The 26,017-nt window shown below is 52.2% G+C and carries 39 protein-coding genes; 27 read left to right on the top strand and 12 right to left on the bottom strand.

Going from position 1 to position 26,017, the window contains the following annotated elements; all coding sequences use genetic code 11:
- Positions 1 to 338: 338 nt before the first annotated feature.
- The 12 genes from KGP24_RS17780 to KGP24_RS17725 form a co-directional block, all read right to left on the bottom strand.
- On the bottom strand, positions 339 to 1,511 hold the full coding sequence (locus tag KGP24_RS17780) for a DUF3596 domain-containing protein (protein WP_223561303.1): 1,173 nt from the start codon (positions 1,509 to 1,511) through the stop codon (positions 339 to 341).
- Positions 1,466 to 1,675: a hypothetical protein gene (locus KGP24_RS17775; protein WP_000050710.1), complete on the bottom strand. Its 210-nt coding sequence runs from the start codon at positions 1,673 to 1,675 to the stop codon at positions 1,466 to 1,468. The genes KGP24_RS17780 and KGP24_RS17775 overlap by 46 nt, the downstream gene beginning before the upstream one ends.
- On the bottom strand, positions 1,665 to 1,976 hold the full coding sequence (locus KGP24_RS17770) for a hypothetical protein (RefSeq protein WP_223561302.1): 312 nt from the start codon (positions 1,974 to 1,976) through the stop codon (positions 1,665 to 1,667). The genes KGP24_RS17775 and KGP24_RS17770 overlap by 11 nt, the downstream gene beginning before the upstream one ends.
- 100 nt (positions 1,977 to 2,076) lie before the next feature.
- Entirely contained in the window at positions 2,077 to 2,301 is a 225-nt protein-coding gene (locus KGP24_RS17765) for a hypothetical protein (RefSeq protein WP_023325730.1), read from the bottom strand.
- Positions 2,298 to 2,519 carry a hypothetical protein gene (locus KGP24_RS17760; protein WP_023325729.1) on the bottom strand — a complete coding sequence of 74 codons (222 nt, stop codon included), beginning with the start codon at positions 2,517 to 2,519 and terminating at the stop codon, positions 2,298 to 2,300. The genes KGP24_RS17765 and KGP24_RS17760 overlap by 4 nt, the downstream gene beginning before the upstream one ends.
- Complete coding sequence (locus KGP24_RS17755) at positions 2,491 to 2,703, bottom strand: hypothetical protein (RefSeq protein ID WP_223561301.1); 213 nt, start codon at positions 2,701 to 2,703, stop codon at positions 2,491 to 2,493. Before KGP24_RS17755 ends, KGP24_RS17760 begins: the two co-directional genes overlap by 29 nt.
- Positions 2,696 to 3,061: a hypothetical protein gene (locus tag KGP24_RS17750; RefSeq protein WP_182384039.1), complete on the bottom strand. Its 366-nt coding sequence runs from the start codon at positions 3,059 to 3,061 to the stop codon at positions 2,696 to 2,698. The genes KGP24_RS17755 and KGP24_RS17750 overlap by 8 nt, the downstream gene beginning before the upstream one ends.
- Positions 3,062 to 3,286, bottom strand: coding sequence for a hypothetical protein (locus tag KGP24_RS17745; RefSeq protein ID WP_223561300.1), 225 nt, complete (start codon positions 3,284 to 3,286; stop codon positions 3,062 to 3,064).
- Positions 3,287 to 3,393: 107 nt separating this feature from the next.
- Positions 3,394 to 3,780, bottom strand: coding sequence for a S24 family peptidase (locus KGP24_RS17740; protein ID WP_223561299.1), 387 nt, complete (start codon positions 3,778 to 3,780; stop codon positions 3,394 to 3,396).
- Positions 3,781 to 3,841: 61 nt separating this feature from the next.
- Positions 3,842 to 4,060, bottom strand: coding sequence for a hypothetical protein (locus KGP24_RS17735; RefSeq protein ID WP_047667549.1), 219 nt, complete (start codon positions 4,058 to 4,060; stop codon positions 3,842 to 3,844).
- Positions 4,057 to 4,272, bottom strand: coding sequence for a hypothetical protein (locus tag KGP24_RS17730; protein ID WP_063927978.1), 216 nt, complete (start codon positions 4,270 to 4,272; stop codon positions 4,057 to 4,059). The genes KGP24_RS17735 and KGP24_RS17730 overlap by 4 nt, the downstream gene beginning before the upstream one ends.
- A gap of 171 nt (positions 4,273 to 4,443) precedes the next feature.
- Complete coding sequence (locus KGP24_RS17725) at positions 4,444 to 5,112, bottom strand: LexA family transcriptional regulator (protein ID WP_032625781.1); 669 nt, start codon at positions 5,110 to 5,112, stop codon at positions 4,444 to 4,446.
- 98 nt (positions 5,113 to 5,210) lie between these two features.
- Between KGP24_RS17725 and KGP24_RS17720 the strand changes: the two genes are divergently transcribed.
- The 27 genes from KGP24_RS17720 (at position 5,211) to KGP24_RS17590 (ending at position 26,016) form a co-directional block, all read left to right on the top strand.
- Entirely contained in the window at positions 5,211 to 5,435 is a 225-nt protein-coding gene (locus KGP24_RS17720; protein WP_032625779.1) for a helix-turn-helix transcriptional regulator, read from the top strand.
- Positions 5,407 to 5,724, top strand: coding sequence for a hypothetical protein (locus KGP24_RS17715; protein WP_135942630.1), 318 nt, complete (start codon positions 5,407 to 5,409; stop codon positions 5,722 to 5,724). Before KGP24_RS17720 ends, KGP24_RS17715 begins: the two co-directional genes overlap by 29 nt.
- Positions 5,725 to 6,138: 414 nt before the next feature.
- Positions 6,139 to 7,755 (top strand): DEAD/DEAH box helicase, encoded by a 1,617-nt coding sequence (locus KGP24_RS17710; protein WP_223561298.1) that lies wholly within the window; start codon positions 6,139 to 6,141, stop codon positions 7,753 to 7,755.
- Positions 7,752 to 8,726: a toprim domain-containing protein gene (locus KGP24_RS17705; RefSeq protein ID WP_223539445.1), complete on the top strand. Its 975-nt coding sequence runs from the start codon at positions 7,752 to 7,754 to the stop codon at positions 8,724 to 8,726. The genes KGP24_RS17710 and KGP24_RS17705 overlap by 4 nt, the downstream gene beginning before the upstream one ends.
- Positions 8,726 to 9,586, top strand: a complete 861-nt coding sequence (locus KGP24_RS17700) for a helix-turn-helix domain-containing protein (RefSeq protein WP_223561297.1) — start codon at positions 8,726 to 8,728, stop codon at positions 9,584 to 9,586. Before KGP24_RS17705 ends, KGP24_RS17700 begins: the two co-directional genes overlap by 1 nt.
- Positions 9,583 to 10,386 carry an antitermination protein gene (locus KGP24_RS17695; RefSeq protein ID WP_060569209.1) on the top strand — a complete coding sequence of 268 codons (804 nt, stop codon included), beginning with the start codon at positions 9,583 to 9,585 and terminating at the stop codon, positions 10,384 to 10,386. The genes KGP24_RS17700 and KGP24_RS17695 overlap by 4 nt, the downstream gene beginning before the upstream one ends.
- 303 nt (positions 10,387 to 10,689) lie before the next feature.
- The gene (locus tag KGP24_RS17690; RefSeq protein ID WP_103142039.1) at positions 10,690 to 11,241 is read left to right on the top strand and encodes a hypothetical protein; all 552 of its coding nucleotides are present in this window, start codon (positions 10,690 to 10,692) and stop codon (positions 11,239 to 11,241) included.
- Entirely contained in the window at positions 11,235 to 12,176 is a 942-nt protein-coding gene (locus KGP24_RS17685) for a hypothetical protein (RefSeq protein WP_223561296.1), read from the top strand. Before KGP24_RS17690 ends, KGP24_RS17685 begins: the two co-directional genes overlap by 7 nt.
- On the top strand, positions 12,082 to 12,696 hold the full coding sequence (locus KGP24_RS17680) for a methyltransferase domain-containing protein (RefSeq protein ID WP_223561295.1): 615 nt from the start codon (positions 12,082 to 12,084) through the stop codon (positions 12,694 to 12,696). Before KGP24_RS17685 ends, KGP24_RS17680 begins: the two co-directional genes overlap by 95 nt.
- Before the next feature lie 116 nt (positions 12,697 to 12,812).
- Positions 12,813 to 13,211, top strand: coding sequence for a putative holin (locus KGP24_RS17675; protein WP_032666047.1), 399 nt, complete (start codon positions 12,813 to 12,815; stop codon positions 13,209 to 13,211).
- Positions 13,208 to 13,483, top strand: a complete 276-nt coding sequence (locus tag KGP24_RS17670; RefSeq protein WP_223561294.1) for a phage holin family protein — start codon at positions 13,208 to 13,210, stop codon at positions 13,481 to 13,483. Before KGP24_RS17675 ends, KGP24_RS17670 begins: the two co-directional genes overlap by 4 nt.
- The gene (locus KGP24_RS17665) at positions 13,483 to 13,923 is read left to right on the top strand and encodes a lysozyme (RefSeq protein WP_223561293.1); all 441 of its coding nucleotides are present in this window, start codon (positions 13,483 to 13,485) and stop codon (positions 13,921 to 13,923) included. The genes KGP24_RS17670 and KGP24_RS17665 overlap by 1 nt, the downstream gene beginning before the upstream one ends.
- Positions 13,920 to 14,465, top strand: a complete 546-nt coding sequence (locus tag KGP24_RS17660; RefSeq protein ID WP_223561292.1) for a hypothetical protein — start codon at positions 13,920 to 13,922, stop codon at positions 14,463 to 14,465. Before KGP24_RS17665 ends, KGP24_RS17660 begins: the two co-directional genes overlap by 4 nt.
- Positions 14,466 to 14,541: 76 nt before the next feature.
- Positions 14,542 to 15,546, top strand: a complete 1,005-nt coding sequence (locus KGP24_RS17655) for a tyrosine-type recombinase/integrase (protein WP_048214540.1) — start codon at positions 14,542 to 14,544, stop codon at positions 15,544 to 15,546.
- Between the two features lie 244 nt (positions 15,547 to 15,790).
- Positions 15,791 to 16,393, top strand: coding sequence for a hypothetical protein (locus KGP24_RS17650; RefSeq protein WP_032625746.1), 603 nt, complete (start codon positions 15,791 to 15,793; stop codon positions 16,391 to 16,393).
- A gap of 198 nt (positions 16,394 to 16,591) precedes the next feature.
- A complete protein-coding gene (locus KGP24_RS17645; RefSeq protein ID WP_223561291.1) occupies positions 16,592 to 18,208 on the top strand; it encodes a TerL protein in 1,617 nt (538 codons plus the stop codon).
- Between the two features lies 1 nt (position 18,209).
- On the top strand, positions 18,210 to 19,679 hold the full coding sequence (locus KGP24_RS17640; protein ID WP_172751141.1) for a DUF1073 domain-containing protein: 1,470 nt from the start codon (positions 18,210 to 18,212) through the stop codon (positions 19,677 to 19,679).
- 70 nt (positions 19,680 to 19,749) lie between these two features.
- Positions 19,750 to 20,283 carry a phage minor head protein gene (locus tag KGP24_RS17635; RefSeq protein WP_316045617.1) on the top strand — a complete coding sequence of 178 codons (534 nt, stop codon included), beginning with the start codon at positions 19,750 to 19,752 and terminating at the stop codon, positions 20,281 to 20,283.
- Positions 20,284 to 20,544: 261 nt separating this feature from the next.
- A complete protein-coding gene (locus tag KGP24_RS17630; RefSeq protein WP_223561290.1) occupies positions 20,545 to 21,816 on the top strand; it encodes a DUF2213 domain-containing protein in 1,272 nt (423 codons plus the stop codon).
- Between the two features lie 11 nt (positions 21,817 to 21,827).
- Positions 21,828 to 22,331 (top strand): hypothetical protein, encoded by a 504-nt coding sequence (locus KGP24_RS17625; RefSeq protein ID WP_088127192.1) that lies wholly within the window; start codon positions 21,828 to 21,830, stop codon positions 22,329 to 22,331.
- An 11-nt stretch (positions 22,332 to 22,342) separates the two neighbouring features.
- Positions 22,343 to 23,290: a DUF2184 domain-containing protein gene (locus KGP24_RS17620; RefSeq protein ID WP_061069928.1), complete on the top strand. Its 948-nt coding sequence runs from the start codon at positions 22,343 to 22,345 to the stop codon at positions 23,288 to 23,290.
- A 46-nt stretch (positions 23,291 to 23,336) separates the two neighbouring features.
- Positions 23,337 to 23,747, top strand: coding sequence for a hypothetical protein (locus KGP24_RS17615; protein WP_223561289.1), 411 nt, complete (start codon positions 23,337 to 23,339; stop codon positions 23,745 to 23,747).
- Complete coding sequence (locus KGP24_RS17610; protein ID WP_223561288.1) at positions 23,719 to 24,129, top strand: DUF4054 domain-containing protein; 411 nt, start codon at positions 23,719 to 23,721, stop codon at positions 24,127 to 24,129. The genes KGP24_RS17615 and KGP24_RS17610 overlap by 29 nt, the downstream gene beginning before the upstream one ends.
- Positions 24,130 to 24,139: 10 nt before the next feature.
- Positions 24,140 to 24,571 (top strand): HNH endonuclease, encoded by a 432-nt coding sequence (locus KGP24_RS17605; RefSeq protein WP_223561287.1) that lies wholly within the window; start codon positions 24,140 to 24,142, stop codon positions 24,569 to 24,571.
- Positions 24,568 to 25,074 carry a hypothetical protein gene (locus KGP24_RS17600; protein WP_223561286.1) on the top strand — a complete coding sequence of 169 codons (507 nt, stop codon included), beginning with the start codon at positions 24,568 to 24,570 and terminating at the stop codon, positions 25,072 to 25,074. Before KGP24_RS17605 ends, KGP24_RS17600 begins: the two co-directional genes overlap by 4 nt.
- Entirely contained in the window at positions 25,074 to 25,478 is a 405-nt protein-coding gene (locus tag KGP24_RS17595) for a hypothetical protein (RefSeq protein ID WP_032625723.1), read from the top strand. Before KGP24_RS17600 ends, KGP24_RS17595 begins: the two co-directional genes overlap by 1 nt.
- Positions 25,471 to 26,016: a hypothetical protein gene (locus tag KGP24_RS17590; protein ID WP_223561285.1), complete on the top strand. Its 546-nt coding sequence runs from the start codon at positions 25,471 to 25,473 to the stop codon at positions 26,014 to 26,016. The genes KGP24_RS17595 and KGP24_RS17590 overlap by 8 nt, the downstream gene beginning before the upstream one ends.
- The last annotated feature ends 1 nt before the right edge of the window (position 26,017 follow it).

Here is a 26,017-nt window from a genome sequence, read left to right as displayed (position 1 = left end):
CCAACGAAAACAATAGAGCATTTCGTTGGGCCTATCAATGGGCCTAAAAGGTTCGGATTTAATTAGTTAGCATCAGACTTCGCGGGACAAATTGCAGACACAAAAAAGCCCGCAAGGCTTGCGCTGTGCGGGCTCTTAGGACTTCATCGGATGACTCTGGTAATCACCGATGGAGAATTTTGGTGGGCTGGCGGGAGTTGAACTCGCGTCCGAACAGTATTTAAATCATTGAAAATAAACAATTCTGTCACTGTGACAGGCCTCAAGTGCATTTTACGTGCATATTGAGGTCTGTCTAACGTCCTGATTCTTTCCAACATTTTGAAATATTTCCCCCGCTACAGCGCGGCTGAAATCGCGGTTTTACCGTCATATTCAGCCAGGTATTTACCGTAGTTGCGGAATATCATTTCCGGCCCTTTGTGGCCCATTTGTCCTGCAAGCCAGAAGAGGTTAACGCCCTGGCTAATATGCTTGGTGGCGAATGTGTGCCGCGTCTGGTACGGGTTACGATAGCGCACGCCAGCTTTTTTCAGGGTCGGCACCCATGCTTTTTTACGGATAGCGTCGGCGTTCGCCCAGGGTTCTCCCGTTTTCGGGTCGCTGAATATGAACTCACTTTTCATAAAGGTGTATTGCTTCTGCGCCTGCAGGGCCGCCAGCGCATCACTGTTCAGCTCCACCTTACGGGTACCGGCTTTTGTCTTGGTGCCTTTAAGTACCCCTACGACACTGGCCGCTTGAACGTGGGCTGTGTTCGCAATGGTGTCGAGATCAGGCCAGCGCAGCGCGCACAGTTCGGAGCTCCGCAGACCGGTATTGAAAGCAAAGCGGAACAGGTTTTCCCATTCCGGGTACCTGCAGCTCTGGTAAATGGCGAGGGTCTCCGCTGGAGTGAACGGGTCAACCTCGTAATCGTCGGCGCTCGGGCTGCTGTCGATCACGTGGTACCGGCTGGCGCTGACGAGGGTTACCGGGTTAATGGTCAGCAGGCCATCCGTAACAGCTTCATCGATGGCGCTGCGCAGAAACGAAAGGTTATTCCTGGTCGTTTTCAGCTTTGTTTTCCGGCTGGCTATCCAGTTTTTAAGGACCGCTGGCGTCAGCTCTGACACGTGGAGTTTATGCAGAGCTGACAGCGCCGACAGACATTTTTCATAACCGTTGATAGTCGACGGGGACAGGTTGCGGTTCTGGCAGATTTTCAGGTACTCGTCCAGGTAGGACTTTATGTTTTTGGTTTTCTTCACCACCCCGAACAGCTCCAGCTTTTTGGAGTTGGGGAAATATTTCGCATATTCAAAGGTGCCACTGACTATCTGGTTTTGTATCTCCCCGAGCAGGCGCTCGGCGTACTTCACACCGCGCGCGTTTGCTTCCATTTTGGAGAGGGGCTCCCGGCACAGAACCCCTTTGTATGTGAAAGTGATAACCAGAGTGTCGCCAGTTTTATGCTGGCGGATGGTTACTCCTCTTGGGAGAGATAATGATCCTTGTTCTTTCTTGCCCACTTTGAAACCTCCGTTAAGTCAATCCAGCGTTCTTTAACGCCATCGACTTTTAATACATGTACTCCCTCCTTCCATAACCCCCTTTGTATCCGTTTGTTAACGGCTTCTACCGTTTCCCCCGCGTCCCTGCAGTACGTAGAAAGGGGTACACAGTCAAGACTCATGGCTGACCTCCCGCCCGAAAGCCTGGGCATTTTCCAGTTCATTAGCGGCATAAATCAGGGCATTGTGATGAGCGCGAAAACCACCATCGAGTTCGCGCGCAGCTCTGTCGCGCAAGATGTCGATCGCAGCCTGATAGTCATTCTGGCAATCGGCTGAAAAGTCAGCCGAACTGACCGGCAGCTCCCCCAGCACCATCAACATGTTTTCCGGGTCGATGGGAATGGTGGCGAGCCCCAACTCTTTGGCCTCCACCGCTAAACGGGTCCAGCGTTCAATAATTTCAGTGGTACCTTTTTTCATGGCATACCTCAGGAACCTATCAAAAATTTATACTCAATCAGCGCGCCGAAAACGACGGCCACCAGCAACAGGCCAAACAGCATAGAGAGGAGGAAATACTTCATCGTGATGCCTCCCGAAAAACAGCTCTGTACGCACGCAGCATGTCCCGAGACTTGCCGGATAAAACAGTTCTCATGAAGAACATCCCGCTACGGGTTGCTACGATTCCGGGTGTGTGTAGCAGCGTGACATCTACCACTCTGTTATGTTTGCGGAACTCAAACAGAGTGCTTGTGATAACGATGTTCGCCACGGCGCCATAGTCCTGATGTTGAATTTTCATTTTCTGTCCTTCAGTTTGCTGTATCGTTCATGGCTCATTACTTCCCAGTTCTGACCGCCGTCTCGGGACAGCAGCCGCCAGCGGCGATTAACCCTCAGGCTCAGGTTTCCGGAGCCGTGCATACGGCAGGGATGAATCCGCCTGGCTCTGAACTGGCGGAGGACATGGACCGCCTGCAGGTGCACCCACTCAGGAATTCGTATCGCTGTCAGGGCCATTGTCCTTCTCTCCTGCTGGTGGGGTGATCGTGTAACCGGCGCGTTCAGCCATCCATAAAAAAGTCTCCAGCGATGCTGTCACCTCGCCGTTCTGAAACGGGCGCGCGTGGATAACTTTCCCGTTCTCGATTGTCAGCACGATATTTACTGGTTCGTGCGTGATAATTGGTGTCTGATCACTCATGGCTTGTCTCCGCTGTGACTGATTTTTGTTTCTTGGCAAACTCGACCAGCTCAGAAATGAGCTCGTCGATTAATGCCTTTCCGCTTTCTGTCAGGAACTCACCGCTGCCATTCACATCTACGGCGTTGCTGTAAATTCCTCTGATGGCTTTTACGCCGTCAATATTCCCGTATTCACTGAGAGCCAGTTTTTCGAATCGCCTCAACAGACCATCAAGCAGTATTTCTGTTAATTCGACGGTGTTTATTCCCCCCTTAGGCATATTAATAATGATGCAGGTGCTTCCGGTTTTACGCTGGTGGCGTAATAACGCAGCCTTTAAAATTCGTCGGCGATACGTAGTGATTAAGTTATCCATTTATTTAATCTCACTTTGCGTATCTTCATTCGCTAAAACGATTGTTTCTTCCTTCTCTGTCCAGCTATAAATTAAACTGGCTAGGTCATAAGCCAGACCTAAAAGTCCATCCAGTTGGTGGCGGTCAAATTGTTCGTGGTGTGCGTGAATTGTTTGCATTAAGGCATTTAACTGTTCAGCTTTAACATTCACGCCTTGTATATCTTGGCGTTCTTGAATTGGCATTGTTTACCTCCCATATGCTTTTTTAAGATAAAGCCTGGCGATTACTTCGTAACCACACGCCGCATAAAGGCACGCTGTTCTATATGCTGTTTTGTCTTTGATGAAAGTCATATGAAGTGCCTCACAGCCAAAGAAGCGACAACTCTTCCGTGGATACGCATGTCTTTTTGCTCACCCGAATTAAGGGTGAAAGTTTGGTAATGGAGATTGTCAGAAATAATCTTTAATGCCCCGCCCGGTAAGGGTTCAATTCGCTTGATGAAGAGGCAGTTACGGCCAAAAACATCGCCCGTAAAAACATAGATGCCGGGTGTAAGAACGCGGCCTCCACAATCAACGAAAGCTACAACCTCACAGGGTTCGATAGTCGGCTGCATTGAATCACCTTCCATCCTGCAGCTCTTAACTCTGTTTCCAAAATCATTAATATTGTCAGAGCCGAACAGCATTTGTGGTTTTTTTATTGGCTCGTTAAAAGAAAATGAATTTTGCATTTTCATTTCCTCGAGGTGAGTTTGTTCACACCATTTAAGGTGTTTTATTAATTGTTTTTATTTATAGTGATTTAATTTCGAAGTTATTTATTTGTTCGTTTACTTCTTCTAATGTTTTTACAACTAAAGTAATTAATGCGTGTTCTCTTATTTCTTCCTCGGAGGTCATTTTTTCAAGGAGTAACCATAATGAAGATGAACAACAAGTTATATCGTGCGCCCAACTCATAACCATAGAGCTTGTTTCATCTTTATTGAGAACTACAGTATCAGTTATCATTGTTTGTTCTCCGGCCAGTCATGCCCGATTTCGCGATTTATAACTGAAAGATTTTTCTTTAATTGGTTAATGCAAATTTGAATGAGGGCTGCTGGCTTATAGCCAGTATCTGGATCAGATTCGGCATATTCAAGCACGTTTACCACGCGATCAATATCCATAGCTAGCTGGTGGATGGGACCATTTTCAGATACCAATTGTTGAGTGCTCATCTTCCTGCTCCGTTTGCTTGTTGATGATTAAACAATACATAACGTATTAACCATCGTCAATACAAAACGGATTAATCTGATGTATTAATTTTTATCTCGATGTTTGTTAAGGTTTTTTTGTTTGATTTCGTGACGTAGGGAATAAAAAAAGCCGCTTTCGCGGCTTGTGCACTATGGTAGGTTGGTTATTTTTGCATCGACCACGACGCCGATAATACGGCAATTACCATTTATGGGAATGATCGGGTATTGAGGGTTTAACGGCTTGAGGAATCGTTGACCAGCATCGATAACCAGCTTTTTGAAAGTGGCCTCGTTATCCCCATCGAGCTTAGCGACAACTAACTTTCCGTTGATGGGTTCAACCTGAGGATCGACCAGTATAACCATGCCTTCAGGAATGCTAAGCCCAGCTGGCGATGTCATCGAATCCCCTCTGACATCTAACCAGAATGAGTCTTCTGAACATTCCACGGTTGTATCATACCAGCGGTCGATCGCGCGCCTATGATACGGCTCCACTGCTTCCATCCAATCCCCTGCGCTGACCCAACTGATTACGGGGTAGCTTCCTTTCGATTCATTCATGGCGTGAAATGACACATTGTGATCAGCTCTTGCGTCGCTCACTGCGCCGTCAGCGTCAACCACAAAACCTGGCATTTGTAGAATTTTAAAAATTTTTGCTATGACCTCCAGGTTTGGTTCACGTCTTCCGTTCAGCCAATGGCCTAGCCCACCCTGTGTCATACCGAGTGCTTCAGCTAGCTGTTCTTGAGTCATTCCGACTTCTTTCATCCTGGATTTGGCCAGGTCCTGCCATCTCTGTTTCATAGACATGATTATTACAATCCGTATTTTTTGAACAACTTCCATTTTGTATTATTGTTTTATGTGTGTATAGTACGTTATGTATTATTTAGATAGGAACTATCCGAATGAGCGGTATTAAGAGCCTAAGGCTGAAAGCAAAAGTGACCCAGGGTGAGCTGGCAGCGTTGATCGCTAGCTCTCAAGGGGCCGTTAGCCACTACGAAACTGGTCGTCGAATCCCAGATATTGAAGTTGGGAAACGCATTGTGAGCGCCTTTAAGCAGCTCGGATATGAAACCAGTCTGGATGAGGTTTTTTCCGATGAACATACCGGAGAGCAACTTCGATAACGCACTACTGCCAGATACCCACTCACAAGCTGATGCCGAGTGGATTAAGCAGCAGTTACTTAGCCTGACACCAACTGCACGACAAAAAGCTATCCAGCGTTATGCAGCTGTGTATCAGGAGACGTTCGAGGCTGAACCCGTTTCCTACCGTAAGGAGAACCGGGCAAGGCATGAAGCAAACACAAGGCTTCGCCTGTTTGTAAGAAATCAGGGCAGAGCTTTACAGGGGTATACCGCCGAACCTCCCCTGGCTGGAACGCAATCGCGCTCCTCATTGTTTCGGGTTTAAAGGTACCCGAACAGAAGCAGGCTTAAAGGTGCCTGTTCAGGTTGGCAACCAACTGACCCAATTCCTCATATGTACTAGGGAAATAGTACGTTTTTATGGGGAAGAGGGAAAGGGGGGTAAGGGGGGATTGGGTGTAGGGGCAGGAATAGGGTCTTTTCCAACAGGAGAGATCCATTGGTTAAGTAGATCACTGTCTTAAGGGCGCAATTTAAAAAAACGCCCGTATCAGCAAGGTAGTACAAAGCGCTCAGGCGCTGAGAAACGAAAAGGGTTCTTCCTGGAAGAGTGATTTTTTCAGAGGAGCTGAATCAGAAGGGAGGCTGGCAGCCTTTGGGGAGGCCACCAGCCATGTGAGGGGGAATCCATGAAAACCACATCACAAAATTATTATCTCATCAGCACGGGAGCTGCACAATGGAGCTGACGATCACGCCGAATTTTGCACAGGAACGAGCGCTAAACATGTTGCGCCGTGACTGGAAGGCAAACGACACCTTCATGGTGTACTCGCCAACTGGTAGCGGCAAAACTGGTTTGGCCGCCTTCATCGTTGCCGGGTTTGTCAGCCGTGGTATGCGCGTCCTGTTCTGTGCACCGTACACCATCCTGATCGGTCAGACGGCTAATCGGTTCGTGGAGTATGGATTACCGGGGGATGAAATCGGTTATATCTGGGCGGATCACCCGAACTACGATCCGGACCGGAAAATTCAGATTGCCAGCGCCGACACGCTTATTCGTCGTGTTTTTCCTGAAAATATCGATCTGCTGATTATCGACGAAGCACACCTGCGTAAAAAACGCATCCTGAAGGATATTGAGCGTCTGCGCGGCAAAGGCGTAAAGGTGATTGGCCTGTCGGGTACTCCGTTTTCCCCATTCCTGGGCAAATACTATGACCGACTGATTAAACCGACCACCATCGGCGAGTTAATCCAGCGTGGCGATCTGAGTAAATACGAATTTTACGCGCCAACTAAGCCGGATCTGAAAGGCGTTAAAACAAAAGCATCACTCGAGTACGGCAGCGATTACAACGAAACGCAGCTGGCTGAAATCATGTGCGGCTCTACGCTGGTGGGCGACATCGTACAGAACTGGCTGGAGAATGGCCGGGATCTGCCTACCATCGCTTTCTGTGTCAACGTAGCCCACGCCAATTACCTGACAATCCAGTTTAACCTGGCGGGTGTTAACGCTGAGGTAATGACCGCCGACACTCCAGTGGATGAGCGGCAGACCATCATTCACCGCTTTGAAACCGGTGCAACGAAAATCATCGTTAGTGTGGGTGTTCTGGTGGCCGGCTTCGATAGTGACGTTCGTTGCATCATCTACGCTAGGCCAACAAAAAGCGAAATTCGCTGGCTGCAGGCGCTCGGGCGTGGCTTGCGCACCGCGCCGGGTAAAGAGTCCTGCCTCATCTTCGATCACAGTGGCACCGTGCACCGTCTGGGTTATCCGGATTCAATTGAGTACGACGATCTTCCCGGTAAATCTGACGGCATGGAAGAAAGCGTTCGCCGCGCAGCTGAGGAACGGGCCGAAAAACTGCCACACGAATGCTCTCAATGCCATTACATGAAGCCAGCTGGCGTCTATGTATGCCCGAAATGTGGGCATAAGCCGCTGGGCGGTGAGGACGTCGATACCGACACGGGCCGCAAACTCAAAAAGCTGGGTAAAAACCAGCATCACCCCACGAAGGCAGAGAAACAGGCCTGGTGGAGTCAGATCAAATTCTATCAGCGCCAGCGCGTATCGCAGGGGAAAAAGCCCGTCAGCGATGGCTGGTGCGCAAACACCTTTCGCGAACGGTTTGACGAGTGGCCTAACGGGTTGAGCGATTTCCCGATGGAGATCACGCCGACCGTCTCTAATTTCATCCGGCACAAATTGATTGCGTATGCGAAAGGGCAGGAGAAGGCAAAGCGCCTGCAGGAGGCATCAGGAACGGTAGCTCCATCCTCAGTACAGCAAGCACAGAAAGCGATTAGCGATATCAAACAGCAGTTAGGAAAACGAGCATGAAGACGGCAGAAGCGGCAAAAGGTCAATGGGCAATGATTTTTGAGCACTTCGGGTTACCTCCCATTAATGCCAGAAATCACTTTAAAGGCGAATGTCCGGTATGTGGTGCGCGGGGAAAGCTGCGTATTGATGACCGGGACGGCCGGGGAACATGGATCTGTACCTGCGGCAGCGGTGACGGAATGAAGCTTGTCACTCTGACACAAGGGAAGCCATTCAATGAAATTTGCAGGGAAATAGACCAGCTGATTGGTAATAACTTTACCCGCGAAGCGTTCCCGCGCACTTCAGATGCAGTAAGTGCCCGTGATCGGGTTCTGTCCAAATTTTCGAAACTGGTCAACCTGAAAGGAACTACCGGGGCGGATTATCTGCAGGCCAGGGGAATTTATCAGCTCCCACAAGAGGCGGTGAAGTTCAATGATAAACAACGCTACGGCGGTAAGGTTTACCAGTGTCTGTATTCACTCGCAACTGACGACAAAGGCGAGCTTTGCTATCTGCACAGAACCTTACTGGACGGCAATCAGAAAGCCCAACTAAGGGATTCTGCCGGAGCGAAGCGCCAGAAATCTCTTCAGGACGAAAGCTATCTGGATCATGCCCGTTCAGTCGCTATTCGCATGTTCCCGGTAGCGACGACCCTCGGAATTGCCGAGGGTATCGAAACGGCTCTTTCCTGCAAGCAGCTGTACAACGTTAACACCTGGGCCACCATGACCAGCGGATTCATGAAGAAATTCCGTGTTCCTGCAGGTGTGAAAAATTTGATTATTTTCGCAGATCGAGACGTAAACAGCGCCACCGGATTGGCTGCGGCCACGGAATGCGCCCATGCCAACTTACTGGCAAAAAATGACCTGGAAAAAATCAGCATCTACTACCCGGATCACGGGGATTTTAACGACATGCTCATGAACGGCGATCAGGTTCGTGAGGTGGTTTTCTTCAAGAAAAAGGCGGCTGCGTAATGCGTACTGATAACAACGAACATAAAGCACTATTCACCATCCCGACGGCAGCGCACAGCTCCGCCCTCGCAAACATCAAGCCTCTGCCCGAGCAACGGAGAATCACCGGGCATAAGCAGACTGACGCTTATCTTTGGGTGCTGGAGGTGATCCGTCTGAACGAACCAGCACATCTGGACGCAGCCGAAGCCGCGCTGGAGAAAATTGAAATCTCCCCAAAAGAGGCCGAGGAACGTTATGCGCGTTATTTGCTGGCGAATGGTGGCGATCCTTTCCAGGTTGCCTTCGGTACCATCGGCATGGATAACCCGGCCCGGGTAATCAAGAACGCCCGGGAGAACATCAAAAAAGCAGCATCAGTCAGGGCCACGTTCGGCAGCTATGAGGCAGCTCTCGAAGATGTGGAGGCCGAGCGAGTAATCAAGTCTTCCCCGAAATTTATCGACGATCACCGTTGGGGATGGACTCCGGCCGAGAAGAAAGCTGGCAGCATTAACGGCAGCCGTATGAACGAAATTGATGAACAGCGACGGGCATTTGTTGATGGATATCGCGATGTGTTGCCTGAGCCTTTTACGCTGTCCGATGTTGTTCGTGAATTTATTTACTGGGACTGGCTCTATAGCGTTCGCCACACTTCAAGCCAGGAGCTGGGCGATGAATTTGGTTACTCCGAGCATCACGAATCCGTATATGACCGCGAGCGCTACCTTGAAAAGTTGCTGGCAACCATCAAACCCGTAACGCGCGTCGAAGCCGTGGAGGTATGTCGCTGGTTTCTTGACAGTGGAAAGGACGAATTTATGGAAAACCACGGCGCGGCGGTGATTCTTAACCTTGTAGGGGAGTGTGAAGAATGAAACTGGAGGCATCACTAAAACACTTTAGCCCTCAGGGTATGCACATCAGCGACGACGTGAAAGGAACCTCTCCGGATAGAATCACCGGCACCGATGTTATGGCGGCGATTGGTACCACCAGCAGCCGAGCGCGGTTTGGTCTGGCTGCCTTCTTTGGTAAGACCGGGATCAGCAAAAGCGATGAGCAACTGGCTGTACAGGCTCTGGCGCGTCATGCAATGGAATCAGCGCCTAGGAATGTACGTAAAGCAGCAGCAGGCGAGTTTGGCTGGTGCATGCTGGTGCTCGCACAATTCGCCTTTGCCGAATACTCCCGTTCAGCGGAAACCAGCGTGACGTGTCACAGCTGCAGCGGCAGCGGATTAACCTCTCAGTATGAGGATGTGATCAAACATCCTGGAGTCTTCAACTCTGACGGAATGGAAATCGTACCGCCGAAAATCAAGCACGAACTGGTCAAGCGTAAATGCGCGGCATGTAACGGTAAAGGTGAGCTGCTGGCCCGATGCCGTTGCGGCGGCAAAGGTGAGGTGCTCGACCGCAAAGCCACAAGCGAGCGCGGCGCGCCGGTGTTCAAAACCTGCGAGCGCTGCAGCGGAAACGGATTTTCTGGGGTGCCGTCTACTGCAGCCTATAAAGCGATACTGAAGCGAGTCCCGGATCTGCACGTCAGAACGTGGACCCGTAACTGGAAACCGTTTCTGGAGGTGCTTGTCGACGTCTGCCACAGGGAAGAACAAAAAGCAGACTCGGCGTTTCAGGACGCAACGAGCTTTCGTGATGATGTGAACAAAATTTAGCATATTAGCGACTTAAAACTTGATTTTGTCCGAACTTGTCGTGTATGCTTCAAATCGTAGGTTATTGCGCCTGCACGAAATCAAACCCGCCTCCGAGCGGGTTTTTTTATGGCCGTAACAGGGAAGAGCATTGGGCTTATGGGCGTTCTGCGTCGAGGGCCACCCTTCGGGGGAAAGAGTGACGATAACCCGTCACAGTAGGCTCAGTGCTCTCCCCGTTACGGTTAATTGCAGTCCCCAGAGACAAGCCGAAGATAAGCATCGGCAACCGTAACCAATTACTCCCGAACCAGGTCAACACGAATGAATACATTCATCATTTGTGCATCCGGCCCGTCTCTCAATAAATCAGATTGCGAACTGATCTCCGGATCGGGGCTGCCGGTTATTGCTGTTAACTCCACCTGGCGAGCCGTGCCTGATTGTGAATACATTTACGCGGGTGATCTGCGCTGGTGGGATGCAAACATCGATGTTCTGCCGTCCTCAGCCTCTCGCTGGACCTGTAATTACCGGGCTCATAAACGCTATGGGCTAAATCTGTTTGATACAGATACCCGGTGGGCCTTCAACTCCGGGCAGCGCTCGATTCTGTTTGCTGCCAGCCAGGGGGCGAAAAACATCATCCTGTTAGGGTTTGACTGCTCCATTAATGGCGGTAGTCACTGGCATGGTGATCACGTCGGGCTGGATAATCCTACAGCAGAGAGTGTTACGCGATGGCGCGGGGAGTTTGCCAATACCGCCAGAGCGCTGGCCGGTAAGGTGAATATCATCAACAGTAGCCGCCAGACAGCGCTTAAGTGCTTCCGGCGTCTCGGCCTCAATGAGGCTTTACGCGAGGTAGCATGTTAAACGTTCCTCTATTCATTGAAGGCATGCTGGGCATGGGTGACAACATCTATCAGCGCGCTTTCGTTAAGCAGTTGCCCGCCGGTACTTATATCCGGACCGCCTGGCCCGAACTGTATGAAGATTTGCCCGTTCTGCCCGTTCGCAGTTTTACAACGCTCCGCACGCAGCGAAAAAACGAGTACCGGACGCAGGCCGCTTTTCACCTGCCGCCAGATATGCGACAGACAAAACGGATTTTCTACGGTCCGGATCATCTACGGCGCGGTTCAATATTTGACGCGATGCGCCAGCAGTTTGGCACCGAGCCGTCAGAACTCGACTTGCCCTCTTACGGACCCGCTGAATTTACGTCTGAAAAGCCGATCGCGGTAATTCGTCCGGCTACTGTTCGCAGTGAATGGCGCAGTGATTCCCGTAATCCTGATCCGGATTACCTGTTGCAGGCATCCCGGCTACTGAGAAAGCATTTCTGTGTAATCAGCGTGGCTGACCTGCAGGAGGGGGAGGAGTGGACCGTCGGCGAACTTCCCGAAGCAGATCTGCGCACGCACTCCGGCCAGCTCAACTTCAAATCGCTGATGCGCCTGATTGAGCATGCCGCCGTGGTGGTTACGCCGGTGGGCTGGGCGCTTCCTGCTGCTATTGCCTATAAAACGCCAGTGTACGTCGTCGCTGGTGGGAGAGGCGGCCACAATGCACCGGAAATCGTAACCGATCCGGCGATGGACCTCTCCCGGGTTGGCTGGGCAATTCCCGACAATTACTGCCGCTGTGAAGCATGGGATCACCACTGCGACAAGCGGATTTCAAATTTCTCCGATAAATTCGAGGCCTGGCTCCATGAAGTCGTTTTATCAGGAACTGGAAAACGGGCTGGTATTTTTACCGGAGCTGGGGATCGGACGTTATCCGGTTCCGGCGTCACGCCCGTATGACGAGCAGTATTTTGCGAAGTATCAGCAGCTGGCCGACACCGAAACGGGCAGAGCTTTAACGCAATCCCGTATTGAGCTGGTGGAGCGCCATTTTCACGGCCCTGTTCTCGACGTTGGTATCGGTGCCGGTCAGTTCGTCTCTACCCGACCGGGAACGCTTGGGTATGACGTTAATCCGGCTGGTATTGCCTGGCTGAACGAGCGGGGCGCATTCGCAGATCTCTACGCCAATAAGTGGCGAGCACTGACGATGTGGGATGTACTGGAACACATCGACGAGCCGGAGCTGGCGGTACAGCAGGCCAGTGAATATGTGTTCGTGTCGATCCCGATTTTCACTGATGCAGGAGACATTCTCCGCTCCCATCATTTCAGAAAGAACGAGCACATCTGGTATTTCACTGATGAAGGTATCAGGCGCTGGTTTGCAGAGCAGGGATTTGAATGCGTGGAACACAACAATATCGAGTGTGAGCTCGGGCGCAAAGGTGTTGGCACTTACGCTTTCAGGCGTACTTGAGTTAACCCTCATTTTGCCCGCTTCGGCGGGCCTCTTTTTCAGGCTACGGGAATCATCCTCGACGTGCTTTGTGTTAAATCCAGCCCGATAGCCTGAACCCTACACACGGAAATCATATGTCTGATCCATTAACTGTAGCTGGTGGGTTTGCTGCCGGGACTGTGGGGGTGACGCTTGCTACCCTCTTTCCCGAAGCCACTCCCGGCGTAATGCTTTTCTCCCTGGGAGGTGCTGCGCTCTATGTGTTGACGTCTGAGCCGCACCAGATATGGAAACAGGCGGTATTCGCGATTATTTCGTTTCTTGGCGGCGTCTCGTTCGCGGTGCCTATGGCGACAATTATGGCTGGCGTTATTAACTCAGCACTGAGTTTGCTGACACCACCAGTGACCATCGAAGTATCACCAAATATCGGCGCGCTGGTGGCTGCATCCATTTCGGTCGCTATCCTTCTTCGCATTTTGTCCAAATCCAAAAACGGGAGCCTTCCCGGACTGGATGGGGGTGACGAATGATATGGGATTCGCTGATTCTTCACGCAAACGCGGTGGTTTGCCTGCTGATAATGTTCCGTCTGATGTTCTTCAACAAGACGGGAAAATCATACCGGCGTGGCGTCTCATTTTTCGCGTATCTGATAATTCTGTCAGCCGGGTATACCGCATTCCGGATCATCCACGGCGATTACATGCAGGTTGATCCTGGTGAATTCATGCTGAATGCGACGGTTTGCGTTGCGGTATGGGTTGCCGGTGGGAACCTGGCAAAATTTGTGAGGGCAACGTAATGCAAACCAGCGATAAAGGGATTTCCCTGATTAAAGATTTTGAAGGATGCAAACTTGCCGCTTACCAGGACAGCGTAGGCGTCTGGACGATTGGTTACGGGTGGACTCAGCCTGTCGATGGAAAGCCAATTCGTGCCGGGATGACCATTAAACAGGAAACAGCAGAGCGTCTGCTGAAGACTGGACTAGTCAGCTACGAAAGTGACGTTTCACGACTGGTTAAAGTCGGCCTGACTCAGGGGCAATTCGATGCTCTGGTGTCGTTCACGTATAACCTCGGCGCCCGATCTTTATCGACATCGACTCTCCTGCGAAAACTCAACGCCGGTGATTACGCCGGCGCTGCCGATGAGTTCCTGCGCTGGAATAAAGCCGGTGGCAAAGTCCTGAATGGGCTGACCCGTCGGCGTGAGGCGGAGCGTGCTCTGTTCCTGTCGTGATTACCCTTGCTGATATTAAAGCCTCATGGCGTCTGATATTGCTGGTGGCCGTGGTTATCGTTGTAGCCGTACTTTGCGCTCTGCTGGCAATTAGCCGTTCTGACGTCGCTACACTGAAAAGCGATAATGCTGTTCTGCGCAATGACAACACCCTGCAGGGGACGGTTATCGCTGCTCAGGCTTTCAACTTTAACCGGTTTAACCAGGTGGCCGAAAACGCCAGCCGACTAAATTCACTGATTGACGCCAGCTCCGATAAAACTGTTATCGAATATCGGGAGATCCTCCGCCGTGAAAAAACATGTGATCTGCCTGTTCCTGCTGATGTCGCTGGTGGGCTGCTCAGCTACGCGAACAGTTTACGTGCCAGCGCAATGCACACCGATTCCGGGAACGCTGACGCAGCCGGTGATAGCACCACTACCACCAGCGCGCTGACTTATTGCCAAGCTGTTCTCTGGGTCAAGCCACTACTGGCCGCCATCGAAAAAGCGAATAACCAGCTGGCTGGAATACGTGAAATTGAGAAGGGCAGGCAATGACTATTGCCAGCGTGACATTACAAAAGTCATTCCCTGAGTGGCTTTGATAATGTTTTTTGAGTGGGGATTGTTCAGTATGGCTTCGATAAAAGAATCCACTGATGCCAATGGACAATCAAAATATTACGTCCACTGGAAGGATGAAAAATCCGGTCATGGACGCCGCCGCATTTTTAAGAATATTGATGATGCCGCACATCTTTTCTGGCAAAAACAGAATATCGAGCTGGATTGTCGAACCGCCAGCTGGACCGGAATAGACCATTCCTGGACTTTCCGAAAGTTAATTCTGTTTTATCTGGGGTATCAGGCCGGCAAGCTGGAAAAAAATATCATACGGCTGTCGTCATATACGAAATGCCGTCACGATCTTCTCGCTGTAGACGGGCCGATACTGGAAAAAAATATTCTCCATATCAGCCATCGCGATATCGTTGATTCGGTTCGCACCGGCTGCCATCGCTGGATTCGTTCGGCTTTCTTCCTGCTGGTGGAAAAGCGGCTCATCACTTTTAACCCTGTTGACCGTCCCGCGCGCCGGAAGCGTCGACCCATCACCATACCGCCATCATCATCGGTCAGGGAGCTACTGAATAACGCGCCAGTTCGTGAGCGTATCGCGTGCTGGCTCGGGATTTGTGGCCTGCGTATCGGTGAGGCTCTGGCGGTTACTTATAACGACGTGTCAGCCGACTGGATCGACATCCGGGGGCATGTTGTTGACGGCGTTATACATGAGGGGCTGAAAAGAGGAGTGGAGCGCCGGGTACGGATGCCGCGTGAGCTTTTCGCGTTGCTGGATAAAAATAAGCTGGGTTCCTCTGAGCCTCTTATCTGCAATCAGTTTACCGGCGCATGCCTTGCTACCAGTTACGGCACTCAGGGCGTTCTCGTCAGAACCCTGAACGACTATGGCATTAAGCGATTCCATCATCTTCGCCACTTTGCTGTATCTCGCCTGGCAAACAAAGGCGTCGATATTCTGAAGGTTTCCCGACTTATTGGGCATTCGAACATCAAAACCACAATGGACGTTTACGGTCACCTTTTCGGTGAAGTGGTGGAGATGGATTTGGACTGAGTTATCCACATAGTGGAAATATTAGGGCGATCCACTATCTCCCCATTCTGCGCGGCCTCCGGGCATCAAATCGCAGTTTTCCCAAAAAAAAGGATATGCCGCATTTTTACCCCCTCTGATATGCCGCACTTGGCACCAGAGAGGACGCGGCTTGCACGCCAGAATTTACCGCGTGATACGCCGCACCCGGATCTGAGAAATTGGATTTTGAACAAAAAATAATCACATTGACTTAGGCGGAAGTATGGCTCCTAAAAAAAGCTTCAGAAAAGCCTACGTCGGTATCGTTATGGACATGGCATTAGCCCGTAGCAAAATCAGCAATCGGATGGTTGCTCAGCGCTTAGGTGTGGACGAGACGACGATCCGTCGCTGGCGTAAAGAGAATATCGAGTTTGAGCGCGCTTTCACTGAGGCTCGCGAAGCTCTCAGAGAGAAAATAAACCGCGTCGCTGGTAAGAGCCTGGACGTTCGCAAACGGAAGGTTGTCACCACATCGCCGGATGGTGTGAAAACCACGATCGAAGATGTGCTGCCCACGCACAACGATATTGCTGTTTTCTCAAAAGTGCTCGGTCTTGGTACCAGCGTCTATAGCGAGGAAGAACGTCAGCGCGATGTGCTTCGCGAGGTGATGAAACACAAGGTGGCCGGGAAATACTCCGCGCTGGAGGCGGCGCAGCTGCTTGAGGCTGAGGGGGTAAAAGTTCCGGCAACCCTGCTTATGGAGCTGGGAGCACCGAAAATTTTCGAACCGTTCAACAATATGGACGAGGCAGCCAAAGCCGACGCGGCGAACCTGACCCCGCAGGAAGCAGCCGATATCTACAAAAAATACCTGGGCTGAAAATTGCAAAAACAGGCGTTTCGAACCGTAAAAACGCTATGCACTTTTTGACCCGTTTTATGCACGTTTTATTCATCCCGATTTGACCACTTTTTTGTTCAAAACAGAGGCTTCACGCCGTTTGCGTGATGGGTGCTGTTGCGCCAGTGCGGGTAACGACCATTATGTTAAATCGGGGCGTTTTTGAGGAATTTTTCTGTGCCGATCCCGTTCCCCTTTGACTTCCGCAAACCGGACTATACCGCCGTGTTTGAGTGGAGAATGGAGAGGCTGGAGCGGATCAGGAAAGCGCCTGAAATGCTTCCGGCACTCCGTGAGTTTTACCGCACTAACCCGGCCCAGTTCATCATCGACTGGGGCATGACGACGGACCCGCGTAACCTCGATTATGGCCTGCCTGCCACCATCCCGTTTTTGTTGTTCCCCCGCCAGGAGGAATGGATTAACTGGATCATGGACAGACGCGGAAATCGTGAAAACGGGCTTACAGAGAAAAGCCGTGAAATGGGGCTGAGCTGGACTTCTGTCGGCCTTGCCTGCTCCCTGTGTCTGTTTAACAAAGATATGGTGATTGGTTTTGGTAGCCGTAAAGAGATGTACGTGGATTCCACGAGCGACCCAAAATCACTTTTCTGGAAAGCAAGAAAATTTATTGAATTGCTCCCGGTAGAGTTTCGCGGTGGCTGGAATGAAAAAAAACACTCCAGATTCATGGAGGTGGAATTTCCGGAATCAGGGGCGATCATCAAGGGAGAGGCTGGCGATAACATTGGCCGTGGTGACCGTACCACACTTTATTTCGTGGATGAGTCGGCATTCCTTAAACGGCCATTACTCATCGACGCTGCGCTCTCTCAGACGACCCGCTGCCGTATAGACCTCTCATCCGTCAACGGCATGAATAACCCGTTTGCCCGTAAGCGCCACAGCGGAAATATCCCGGTGTTTACGTTCCACTGGCGCAGCGACCCGCGCAAGGATGATGAGTGGTACCGCAAAGAATGTCTGAAAATTGATGATCCGATTATCGTTGCTCAGGAACTGGACCTGAACTACAGCGCATCCACAGAGGGGATTCTCATTCCTTCTGAATGGGTACAGGCTGCCGTCGACGCGCATATCAAGCTGGGTATTCAGCCCAGCGGCCAGCGCCTCGGCGCAATGGATATCGCAGACGAAGGGAAAGACAAAAACGGCTTTTCTTGCCGCTATGGCTTCCTTCTGCAGAACGTTCACGAATGGTCTGGTATTGGCAGTGACATCTACGCCTCTGTCGTTAAATCGTTTGGATATTGTGACGATTACGGTCTGGATGAGTTCCGTTTCGATGAGGACGGTCTGGGCGCCGGTGCGCGTGGCGATGCCCGCGTGATAAACGAGCTCAGGCAGGCTGAAGGCCGGGGAACAATCACAGCTACGCCTTTCCGTGGTAGCGGTAGCGTATTCGATCCGGAAGATGAAGCCGTTCCTGGTGATAACGGTAAAGCGGCGCGCCTGAATAAAGACTTCTTCGCGAACGCGAAAGCACAGAGCTGGTGGCATCTCCGCAAGCTGTTTCGTAACACCTTCCGCGCGCTGAACGGGATGGACTACAACCCCGACGAAATCATTTCGATAAGCAGCGAGATAGAAAATATTGACCGCCTGCTGATGGAGCTTTCACAGCCTACGTGGTCGAAAAACGCCGTCGGTAAAATCCTCGTGGATAAACAGCCGGAAGGTACAAAATCGCCGAACCTCGCCGACGCCGTGATGATTAACTACGCGCCGATGGATTCCTCTCTTGATAATTGGGCCAAACTGGCCGGAGCGTGACATGTCCCGTAAGAAACGCCAGAACGGCGCACAAAAGCCCGTTGCGACAGCTGACGGGTACAACAATTTCACGGCCAAACTTGGCAGCGACACCAGAAACATACAGACGGGCGGAATGTACATGCCCGGGTACATCAGCCGTAACAGGGTGATGCTGGAGTTTGCGTATCGTTCATCGTTCCTTGTGGGGGCCGGTGTGGATGCGATGGCCGATGATATGACCCGCAAGGGGATTAACATCAGCTCAAAGCTGAAACCCGGACAAAAGGGCAAGCTCGAAACCTTCTGGGATGAGCTCGCTATATGGGATGGGCTTAACGATAACCTCAAATGGTCACGATTGTACGGTGGCGCGGTGCTGGTGGTCCTGCTTGAAGGGCAGGATATGTCCTCCCCGCTGAAACTGGATCGCATCAAAGAGGGGCAGTTTAAGGGCGTGATGAGCCTTGACCGCTGGATGGTTAACCCGAGTTATTACGATCTCGTTACCGATTACGGTCCCGATTTTGGGAAACCGAAATATTACAAGGTAATCACGAACCAGCAGGGGATTCCCCCCTGGAAGATCCACCATAGCCGCGTTATCCGCATGGAGGGCGATACGCTTCCTTTCCAGCAGGCCCAGACGGAAAACGGCTGGGGGATGTCTGTTGTGGAGCGTATTTTCGAGCGTATCGAGGCGTTTGATACTGCGACGGTCGGCACCACACAGCTGATCCACAAAGCGCATCTGCGGACATACAGCATTGCTGAACTTCGAAAAATACTTGCTGCAGGCGGAGACCTTGAAAAAGCACTGATGAAGCACATGGACATGATCCGACAGTTTCAGACCATCGAAGGTATGACCATCATGGACGCTGCGGACAAGTTCGAAACGCACAGCTACACGTTCGCTGGTATCGCTGATGTTCTTCTGCGCTTTGCTGAGCAGGTTTCCGGCGCGACGGGAATTCCTCTCGTCCGACTGTTCGGGCAGTCCCCAGCAGGTTTCAACACTGGCGACGGCGATCTGGAAAACTACTACAGCCGGGTTAACTCGCTGCAGGAGAGACGCTTACGCCGCCATATCCGTTGGCTGCTCGATATCTCCTGGCGCTCTCTGTTCGGTGAACCCCTACCTGACGATTTTACTTTCGAGTTTAACAAGCTATGGGAGATGTCAGACGTGGACCGCGCAACGATGGCGAACAATGTGGTTACTGCACTCGGAACTGCAGTTCGTGACCTCGGGATGCCACCTGCAGCAGCGCTTAACGACCTCAGGAACATTTCTGATGTGATTGGCATCGGTGGTTCTATCACTGACGAGGACATAGAAGATGCGAAGGCCCAGTGGGAGGAGGATGAACCTGAAACCATCCCTCCGCCGCCGTTCGGAGATCCAGTATCGAAAAAGCCTGTTGGCGATAGCAAACCAGATAGGGCAGATCGTCGATGGTACCTACGATGGTTCACAGGCCAGCGCTGACAGCATTTCGAAAACGCTGGTGGACTATTCCGAGGTAATCAGCGACTGGGCAGAGCAGGTCGGGCGAAGGATGTTTGCCCAGGTCGAGCAGGAGGAATGGAATCTGTGGAAATCGGTATCAGAGGAAATTGGCGCTGGCCTACGCGATGTGGTGGGTAATACCCCCGTCGGGCAGGTGGCGCAGGATATCGTGTACCGCCAGATTCAGCAGATGAAGTCCCTGCCGCTGGAAGCAGCCGATCGCGTGATGGACATACAACGGCGCGCAATGCAGGCGGTTATCACTGGTGAACGTCCGGACGAGCTCTACGAGATGATCATGGCCTCCGGTGACGTGGCCGCCAGCAGGGCGCAGCTGATTGCCCGTACAGAGATTGGACGAGCTACCGGCGCGCTGACGCAAGCCAGAGCCCTTTCGGTTGGATCAGAGGGCTACTGGTGGCGTATCGAGGGGGTAGGAACGCGCGATTCTCACCACAAGATGAAAGATAAATTTGTGCGCTGGGATAACCCGCCGACGCTGGACGGTATGACCGGACACGCCGGATGTTTGCCGAACTGCAAATGCTGGCCTGAAGTACAGATTCCCGCACCGAGAAAATGAAAAATACGGCTTTGAGCATTCATTTCATGCGAACTGCAATACCCGCGAAATGTTAAGAAAATGTTGTATTCGAAAAGGCCGATTTTCAGCCCAGTTAATCGCTACTTTTACGGCTTTAAGGGGACATTTTAATCGAGTCCATTTTCGTCGGTGCGGGTAAGAACCCTTATGTTAAATAGACCATTATTTCGAACATTTTTCCCATCTCACAAGGTCGCCACTGGGCGGCCTTTTTGTTGCCCGTAATCGAGCAGGTAACCCATGAAATATTTCTTCACTACACGCCTGGGCGAAACGCGCTATCTACAGGCGGACGGCTCGCTGCTGTGTAAGGACGTGCCGATCGCACGCACAGGGACGCAGGTCTATTTACCTGAGGAAATCGACCTCGAACCGGACGGCACCGGCACGGTGACAGTCTGGCGAACAGAAGACGAGGTGTTTTCCCCGGAGACGATGGCGAGCTTTGAGGGCGTAGCCGTCACGCTGGGGCATCCAGAGGACAGCCTGGGCAACATCGTTTTCGTGAACCCTTCTAACTTCGCAGAGCTGGCACACGGACACATTCAGAACGTCCGGCGCGGCACCGGCGATAAATCGGATCTGCTCATTGCTGACGTGCTGATTAAACGCCAGGAAGCAATCGACGCGGTGAATTCAGGCCTGACCGATGTCAGCTGTGGCTATGACGCGCAGTACAAGCAGCTGGCACCCGGCAAAGGCAAGCAATACCAAATCACAGGTAACCACCTCGCTGTCGGCATCGACCGGGGGCGTGCTGGTGGCCGCTGTGCAATCGGGGATTCCATCCCATCAACAACAAAGGAGAAGCCTGTAATGTCATGGCTTAAAAAACTGGCTCAGGCCATTAAGACGAAAGATGAGGATGCACTGGCAAAACTCATCGACGAAGCGCCGGATATGCCGTCTGATGGCATGCCTTCAATCCCCGGTTCCTCTATCACCATCAACATTCCTTCACAGGCCACAGCCTTACCTGAAGGCAATCGCACCACTACGGACGAAGGCGATCCGAACAAAGACAAAACCGGCACCGGCGATGAAGAAATTCCGGCCTGGGCGAAAGCGTTGCTGGCTCGTCTGGAAAAGCTGGAGGGTAAAACCACCGACGGCGATCCGGACCCGGGCAATATGACCACTGATGAAGACGAGGAAGAAAACCGCAAAGTGACGGGTGATGCAGCCTTTAAGCGCAACCTGATCGCCGATGCGGAAATTATCTGCCCTGGCTTCCAGCCTGCTGGTGATAAGAGTCTGAAGCGTCAGGTGCTGAATCATGCAATGCGCACCGGCGACAGCCTGAAATCGTTCGGTGTGGATGATTTCTACAAAGCGCCAAAGGCTACGGTCGACGCGGTGTTTACTGCCGCTGTGGCGCTGCATAAGGCGAAAAATCAGCTGACCCCGCTGAACAACATTACCCGCACCACGGACAGCGGAATCAGCACTAAGCACCTTTCCCCGGCAGAACTGAACAAGGTCAACGCCGAATTCTGGGCAAAAAACAAATAAGGTAAATCATCATGGCAGGTACTGCATATTTAACGCGCATGCCCCTGGGCATTTCCGGGGGCGTTACCCGTCCTCGTGATCTCACCATCGAGCCGGTTAGCCTGGACCACACGAAGCAGTTCGCGTCCTACGGGCTGGTTGGTAAATACGTGAACGATAAATTCGTTCCGCTGGAATCTGGCGACACCATCAGCAAAGTGAAAGGGATTCTGGTTCGTCCGTTCCCGATCACCTCTGCTCTGGACCTTGCTTACATCGGAGTGACGGCTAATCAGGTTGGTGACAACCTGAAACGTGGTTACATCTGCGTAACTGCTACTGCAGGCAACGCGGCGACCGCGAAAAAGGGCGATCCGGTTTACGTTCGCGTGGCTGGTGGCACCACTCAAAGCCCGGTTGGCTCCTTTGTGCTGTCTCCGGACTCTACCGCATCAAATACACCTCAGCTGCCAAATGCAGAGGTCATGGGGCCGGGTGAAGCCGACGGCCGTATTGAAATCGCTTATAACATCTGAGGGAATAATTAATGTTTACAATTGACAGAGCGACCATCGACTCCACCGGCGCGTTTCTCGTCGGCGAACTGGAGCGCATGGATCAGACGCTGAACATGCCTTTAGTGTCCTACAAATGGTCACGCGACATGCCGCTGCGCAGCGACATTTCTATCGCTGATGAAGTGTCATCCTTCACGAATACCGATTTCGTCGGCGTTGGTGGTCCAAACCCTAATGGTAAAAACTGGATCGGTAAAAAAGCTACTGCCATTCCTGGTATCGAACTCGATATTCAGCCTACCCGTAACAACCTCACCTTGTGGGGGCAGGAAATCAGCTGGACGGTGCCGGAACTGGCTTCTGCCCAGAAACTGGGCCGTCCGGTTGATGTCCAGAAATACGAAGGCATGAAACTGAAGTGGAACATGGACACCGACGAACAGGTTTATATCGGTGATAGCGAACTCGACGTTCCTGGCCTGCTGAACCTGCCGGATGTTACCCCTGTCGCTGCAGCTGCAGCATGGACCGCAACCACCGATCCGGATGTGATTGTTCAGGATATCAACCTGGTGCTGTCTGATGGCTGGGTTCGTTCTGGTTATGCTGTCTGTCCGGCAAAAATCGGCCTTGCGCCGGAGCTGTTCGGCCTGCTGGCGAGCAAAAAGGTTTCCTCTGCAGGGAATATCTCCGTGCTGGAATACGTGAAGATTAACACCATCGCGTTTCAGGAAAACGGCACACCACTGGAGATCGTCTCCATGAAGTGGGCCTCCAAGCGTGGCGCTGGTGGTGCGCATCGTATCGTTGCTTACACCCAGGACGAAAAATATGTTCGCTTCCCGATGGTTCCTCTGCTGAACACTCCGCTGGAATATCGCGGCCTGCAGCAGTTGACCACTTACTACGGCAAGCTGGGCCAGGTGGAAACCCCGTATTCCAATACGATCTCTTACCTGGACGTTCCGGCGTCTTAACCTGAAACAGGCGGGGAAACCCGCCTTTTTTTATGGAGCAAAAAACATGAAATACGTTGTTTCCGGTGGCGCGACTCTCAGCTTTTCCGACGGTTCTAAATTTGAGCTGTCTCAGGGCATTCACGACAGTTCCTCTTTCCCGAAAGAAGTTAAGGACCACTGGGCCTTTAAAGCCTATGCGCGCCCGATTGACGAAGCCGACCTGGCGAACGAGCAGAGCAATGAAGACCTTGCCGCGAGCCTTGTTCTCCTGGCAGAAGAAAATAACACCCTGAAAGCGCAGCTGGCTGAGCATGAAAAAACCATCACCACGCTGGGGAATGAAAACACAGACCTGAAAGCGCAGCTGGCCGCTGCTCAGGCACCAGCAGGCGGTAAACCTGCAGACAGTACGGACAAAACCGATAACACCGGCGGGGACGCGAAAAATGCCAAAAAACAGCAGGCTTCCGACTAACGATCAGTTCCGCACCGACTTTCCCGAGTTCGCCAATAAAACCCGCTACCCTGACCCCTCAGTGAATTTCTATCTGGGGCAGGCTGATTCACTCCTGAATCAGGACGTACAGGGCGATCAGTTCGTCTACCTGGCCGAACTATTCACGGCTCACTATACGGAGCTGCGCGGCCGCACGCTGGCCGCCGCTGCCGCTGGCGGTGTGAACAGCAACGGCGCAGCAGGTGTCGTGTCCTCTAAGTCCGTGGATAAGGTTTCAGTGAGCTATGACGTGTCCGGGGTAATCAATCCGGATGCCGGTTTCTGGAACAGCACCGCCTACGGGCGCGAGTTCTACTGGTGGTGGTCGATGTTCGGCGCTGGTGGCAGGCAGCTGCTTTGATGGAGGATTTATGTCGGTAAGTGAATGTATCGAGCATAACCAGAATACAAAGCATGGCTATGCAGGTGTAACCCGCAATGGGGTGCACTGCCGGTTGCATCGGCTGGTCTACTGTGAAAGCAAAGGTATCAGTCTGAATGACATCAAAGGCTTCTCAGTTCGTCATACCTGCGACAACCCGAAGTGCATCAACCCTGAACACCTTGTTATTGGAACCCATGCGGAAAACATGCGGGATAAAGTCGCTCGCGGACGATGCTACGAGCCAAAAGGTGAAAAACACGCTGCGGCAAAGCTCACAGAGAACGATGTTAAATGGATTCGTGAAAACTATGTGAAAGGCTCCACCTCTCACGGTGTTAACGCGCTTGCCTCGATGTTCGATGTAGCCAGAGGCACGATCCGCTTCGTGGTTCAGGGGAAAACGTGGGGGCACATATGAAAAGCGGGTTAACGGTTCGCGCTGATAACGCCGTGGCTGTTCTGGAATCCCTCCGGCAGCTATCCGGAATGGATGTGCTGGTGGGAATACCTGAGGACAAGGCAGGGCGTGAGGATGGCTCTCCGATTAATAACGCGGAACTGGGCTACCTCCACTCGACGGGCGCAACGGTGGAAATCGACGGTACAACGGTCACGCTTCCCCCGCGTCCTTTTCTGGATATGGGGATCGAGGATTCAAAACCCCGAACCACTGCGCACCTGAAGGCAGCGGCAACCGCCGCGCTGGAGGGGCAGACTGAAGCAGCAGTGCGTGAGCTGGAGAGCGCCGGACAGATTGCCCGTGACGCTACAAAAGCCGTTATCGGTGCTGGCGACCGATTGCACCCGCTTTCTGAGAAAACCCTCGAACGCAGAAGGGCAGAGGGCATTCCCGGCGAAAAGCCGCTGTATGCCCACGGATACCTGCTGCGTTCAATTAACTACGTCGTGAGGAAAAAATAATGCCTCTTCTCGATGTGAGCGATGTTCTTCTCGATCCCGACTTCATGGACACCAGTCTGGTGTGTCACCGGCAGGTTCAGACGGTGGATGAGGACAATTTCACGAAAAACACAGCTCAGGATATCCCATTCTCTGGCGTGGTGACGGTTGACCGTTCTCTGGAAGCCAGGCGAATGGCGGCAGGCCAGAACATTAGCGGCGCGATCCTCATCGTGACGCAGTTCAGATTAACCCAGGGCCAGCCCGGTACAGACAGCGCCCCGCGACTTGATGCCGATATCGTGAGCTATAACGGGCGCGCTTACCGGGTGACATTTGTCGATCCGTACACCAGTTACGGCGCCGGATTCGTCCAGGCGCATTGTGAGCTGGTGGACTTTAACGGAGGGACGCCAGTTGAGTAATGACAGCACCGCGCGCGGTTATCTGACGCCTGTCGGGGATAGTCCCCAGTATGACGAGGCGCTGGAGCGTGAAATCAGCCGGTGGATTCGTGGCGTTTCTGGCTTGCCGGCCTCGCTTGTTTTCCCCCGATGGACTGACCCGCAGCCGCAGATCCCAAACAACGGGGTGACGTGGTGCGCCTTCGGTATCACTACCGTTCCCCAGCCGTTAAGCCAGTCCGATGTTCAGGTTTCGGAAGAACAGTCCGAGCAATGGACATGGGAACAGGTAACGGTGATTTGCTGCTTCTATGGCCCTCTGGGGGCCAACACTGCATCAACTTTCCGCGCGGGAATATTCGTCGAGCAAAACAACGCTGAGCTGAATCGCTCGGGGCTTTCGCTGGTGGAGACCGGGACTATCTACAACCTGCCAGAGCTCATTAATAATCAGTGGGTGAGGCGCTACGACCTCACCATCACGCTGTCCCGCAAAAACATTCGTACCTACAACGTCCGGACGCTGCAAGATGCGCCCGTCTCATTTTTCGGAGACTAAA

It is taken from the genome of Enterobacter sp. JBIWA008 (assembly GCF_019968765.1).
Classification (GTDB): Bacteria; Pseudomonadota; Gammaproteobacteria; order Enterobacterales; family Enterobacteriaceae; genus Enterobacter.
Note: the sequence above shows the minus strand (reverse complement) of the source record. Positions and strands in the feature narration are given on the sequence as shown.